Source organism: Silanimonas sp. (assembly GCF_027531545.1).
Lineage (GTDB): Bacteria > Pseudomonadota > Gammaproteobacteria > Xanthomonadales > Xanthomonadaceae > Silanimonas.
Map to the genome: position 1 here is coordinate 1 of NZ_JAPZSC010000028.1, position 4,035 is coordinate 4,035.

3 protein-coding genes are annotated in these 4,035 nt (G+C 66.4%); 2 read left to right on the forward strand and 1 reads right to left on the reverse strand.

All coding sequences use genetic code 11. The annotated features are described in order from the left end of the window. Positions 1-285: 285 nt before the first annotated feature. Positions 286-1,770 (reverse strand): PLP-dependent aminotransferase family protein, encoded by a 1,485-nt coding sequence (locus tag O9280_RS13995; protein WP_298344027.1) that lies wholly within the window; start codon positions 1,768-1,770, stop codon positions 286-288. 74 nt (positions 1,771-1,844) lie between these two features. On the opposite strand from O9280_RS13995, the gene O9280_RS14000 reads away from it, so the two are divergent. Further along, a complete protein-coding gene (locus O9280_RS14000) occupies positions 1,845-2,930 on the forward strand; it encodes a four-carbon acid sugar kinase family protein (protein WP_298344029.1) in 1,086 nt (361 codons plus the stop codon). A gap of 11 nt (positions 2,931-2,941) precedes the next feature. Further along, on the forward strand, positions 2,942-3,901 hold the full coding sequence (gene pdxA, locus O9280_RS14005) for a 4-hydroxythreonine-4-phosphate dehydrogenase PdxA (protein WP_298344033.1): 960 nt from the start codon (positions 2,942-2,944) through the stop codon (positions 3,899-3,901). Positions 3,902-4,035: the final 134 nt, after the last annotated feature.

Genomic DNA, 4,035 nt, shown 5'->3' on the forward strand with positions numbered 1-4,035 from the left:
TCAAGGCGCGGCAGGTCGATGACCTCTGCGATCGGTTCAACGTCACCGCGGTCTGACGGCGCGGCGGTCCGACCGCGAAGGACGGCGACCTGGTGTGCACCGGCCGTTCATCGGCGAATGTCGGTCGGCTCTACTCGGCCAGAAGCAGTCTCTCACCAGAGTCTCCTCCAGCGCACTACAACGCGCGGCGGTTCTTGTCATTGCTGCCGGGTCACTTGAGTGCGCGGCCGACGGTGAGGATGGTATGGAGTCTGCGCTCAGTATGTGCATCTGCAATCGTTCGGCCTACGCCCGCAGGCGGGAGCCCAGATCCACAGCGCCCTTTAGCTCCCCTTGCCGTACGCGCCGTCCTGCGTTTTGCAGCATCGAGAGCGCTTGGCCAAGCAGCCCGACTGCTTGCTCGATGTCGCCCGCATCCATGTGTCCATAGCCCAGCAGTACTTCGTCACTGTTACCGCCAAACTTGCGGACGGTCTGGAGGGCAACGCCAAGCTTGCCAAGCTGCGCCGCAAGTTGCTTGTCGCGCGCCGGCTGGCCGGTCGACAATACGAGGTGGAGACCGCCTTGCTGCCCGCTGGCGCGGACAGTCGGACATCGTTCCCTCAAGGCAGCCAGCAAGGCATCTCGCTGGCTGGCGTGGTGGCGGCGGACGCGCCGCAGGTGACGCTGTAGTTCACCTGAAGCCAACAGCCATTGCAGCGAGACCTGAAGGGACCAGCTGGCATGCGACCTGTCGCGCTCGACGGCTTGAGCCAGCGCGTTGGCCACTGTAGGCGGCGCAGCGATGAATCCCATGCGCAATGCCGGGCTGATCGCCTTGGCGAACGTGCTGACGAGCACTGCGTGGGCAGGCATGGTGGCAGCCAGCGCCGCGTGGTTCTGACCTTCGTAGATGAACTCGTGGTCGTACTCGTTCTCGATCACCAGGGTGCCCTTGCGTCTGGCAAGAGTAGCGAGCTCGACACGGCGCGAGCCGGAGAGGCGAACGCCCGTCGGGTACTGGTGCGCGGCGGTCAGGTGCAGCACAGTGGGCGCGCGACCTGCGAATGCGTTTTCGACCCGCATGCCTTGCTCGTCCACAGGCACGTGGAGCAGTGTGCCGCCCACAGCCTTGAAGACAGCGGCCGCGCGTGCATAGCCTGGGCTTTCCACGGCGCAGAGGTCACCCGGCTGGATCAGCTCGCGCGCCAGGATCTCGAGCGCGGCCCCGGTGCCGTGTGTGACGATGATCTGCGAAGCCTCATGGTCCGTGCCCCGCTGCCGGCGCAACCATGCCGCGATCGACTCTCGAAGCGCCGCAAGGCCTTTCGGATCACCATAGTCCGACGGCGGCAGATGCCGGCCCGCCTCCCGGCAGGCTGCGCGCCACACGTGCAGCGGCAGCAGTTGCGAGCCGCTTTGCCCCAATCGCCAGTCCTGTCTCGGAGTGAGGGCAGCGACGGATCGGGACCCCAATCGCCGCGCCGCGCGCGGCCTGGTCGTGTCCTTCGCCGGCGTGCGCTTGACTTGCTGCGCGACAAACGTGCCGAGCCGGCCATGCGCTTCAAGCAGCCCTTCGGCGACCAACTCGGAGTACGCATCGACCACGGTGTTTCGGCCGATGTGAAGCTGCAGCGCCACCTCTCGGGTAGGCGGCAGCAAGCGGCCTGGCCGGAGGCGACCAGTGCGGATCGCTTCGCGCAGCGACGAAACCAGCTGGGCATTCAGCGGCAGCGAGGATGCGGGGTCGATCACCAGTGGCGGCAGGGTCCCGGAACGTACTTTTGCCATGACGAATTTGGTTGCTCGAATTGGCTCCATTCTGGACCTTAACTGCAGGCCAAAGCGCGTCCACACTGGAGTCCATGCAGATCCGAGTGATTGCTGACGACTTCACCAGCGCCACCGATGCCTTGCCGACATTCGCGCAACGAGGCTGGCCCACACGCGTTGCTTTGAGTTCGGGATTGGACTCGACCCTCGGCCCCTCGGAGGTCTGGAGCACCGACACCGACAGCCGGACGCTGGACGATGCCGTTGCTGCCGCACGGGCCGCCACTTGGGCCCGCCGATGGCGCGATGCGGACATCCTGGTCAAGCAGTTCGACTCCACCCTCCGCGGGCCCGTGGTGGCAGAGGTCATGGCCGCCTGGCGCTGCAGCGGGCGCAGCAAGCTCGTCGTCGCACCAGCCTTTCCGGCGGCGGGTCGCACCACGGTTCATGGCGAGGTACTCGTGGACGGAGTTCCGGTCCAAGAGACAGCCTTTTCGCGCGATCCGCTAAACCCCGTGCGCGTCAGCAACCTTCCGGCGCTATTCGCCGACCACGGGCAGGCGCTGTCGATAGGCTGCGATGCGGCCGAGGCGCAGGCCCAGCTGGCAGTGCACGACGCGGTGGTCGTCGACGCCGCCACGGAAGGCGATCTTCAGGTCTTGGTTGCGCGCCTGGGCGACCGGCGTGACGTGTTGTGGGCGGGGTCCACTGGCCTGCTGCGCGCGTTGGCGTTGGTGCTGCCCGCCCAGGCCGCCCCTGAACCCTCATGGCGGTTGGCTCAACTGCCAGGCGTCGTGGTCGGCAGCCGGAACCCGCGTTCGCGCGAGCAACACCTCCATGTGCAGCGTCTGGCTACCGGCGCGGTGCTGTGGGCCACCCCTGAAGAAGCGGGCGACCCCGCACGCGTCGCCACCGAGCTGGTTGACAAAGTCTGCGACGCCGTGCGGAGCGGCCGCTGCGATGGGCTCGTGGTCACTGGCGGTGAGACCGCCAAACACATTGCGCGTCGTCTTCAAGCGAAAGAGGTCCAGGTGCTACGCGAAGTCCAGCCGGGCATTCCCCTGTGCCTCATGCGCACCCCATGGGGCGTGATCCCGCTCGTCACGAAGGCTGGCGGCTTTGGGGAACGCGACGTTTTCCTGCGGTGCGTGCAGGCGATCACCGGAGAGCAGCCTTGAAGCCAGTGGCAATGACCTTCGGCGACGCTGCCGGGATCGGACCGGAGATCATCGTCAAGACCTTTGCCGAGGTCGCGTTCCTTAACGCGAACCCGGCGTTTGTGGTGGGCGATGCAGCTGCGTTGCGCCGCGCTGCGGCGCGGTGGGCCCCATCGCTTCATGTCGAGTCCATCGCGGGCCCCGAGCAGCACCGACCCGATGAGGGCAGCTTGCAGGTCGTCAACACCAGCGACTTGCCCGCAGAGCTTCCCTTGGGCAGGGTCAACGCCGCCGCCGGCCGCGCGGCCTTCGCGGCGATAAAGCATGCCATCGATTTGGCGAACCAGGGCCGCATTGGCGCCATTTGCACCGCACCCATTCACAAGGAAGCACTGGCCGCTGCCGGCGTGCCCTTCCCGGGGCACACCGAAATGCTGGCCGATCTGTCCGGCACGGCCGACTACGGAATGATGCTGGTGAACCCACAGCTGCGTACCTTGCTAGTCACCGTGCACTGCTCGATCGTCGAGGCGGTGCGCAAGCTCAGCGTCGCGCTGGAGCTGCGCATCATCCGGCTGGCCCACCGCAGCCTGCAGGGCATGGGCATCGCGCGACCTCGCATTGCTGTGGCAGGGCTCAATCCGCACGCTGGAGAGGGCGGCATCTTCGGCCGCGAAGACATGGACGTCATTGCTCCCGCGGTCGCACAGGCTCGCTCCGAAGGCATCGACGCCGTGGGCCCGCTGCCGGGGGACACGGTCTTCATGCACGCGCGCAAAGGGCGTTACGACATCGTCGTGGCTCAGTATCACGACCAAGGGCTGATCCCGGTCAAGTTGCTGGGCGTCGAGGATGGCGTCAACGTGACCGTCGGACTGCCATTCGTGCGTACAAGCCCCGACCACGGCACCGCGTTCGACATCGCTGGCCTGGGCGTCGCCGACCCTGCAAGTTTGAAGACGGCCCTGGCCACTGCTCATCAGCTGACCTGATCAGCAAGATGACTCAGCCTACCGAGTAGCTGGCTCTCCCAGTGAGCCACACGACTGCGAGCATGTGGCCGCCAAACAGGAGGTCGGCCATGGCGCAGAACAGGGTTCAGTACCAGAAGGGGCTGTCGATGCCG

Excerpts from the sequence above, each read along its gene's own strand:
- O9280_RS14000 (WP_298344029.1), top strand. The coding sequence starts at position 1,845 with ATGCAGATCCGAGTGATTGCTGACGACTTCACCAGCGCCACCGATGCC.
- O9280_RS13995 (WP_298344027.1), bottom strand. The coding sequence starts at position 1,770 with ATGGCAAAAGTACGTTCCGGGACCCTGCCGCCACTGGTGATCGACCCC.
- pdxA (WP_298344033.1), top strand. The coding sequence starts at position 2,942 with ATGACCTTCGGCGACGCTGCCGGGATCGGACCGGAGATCATCGTCAAG.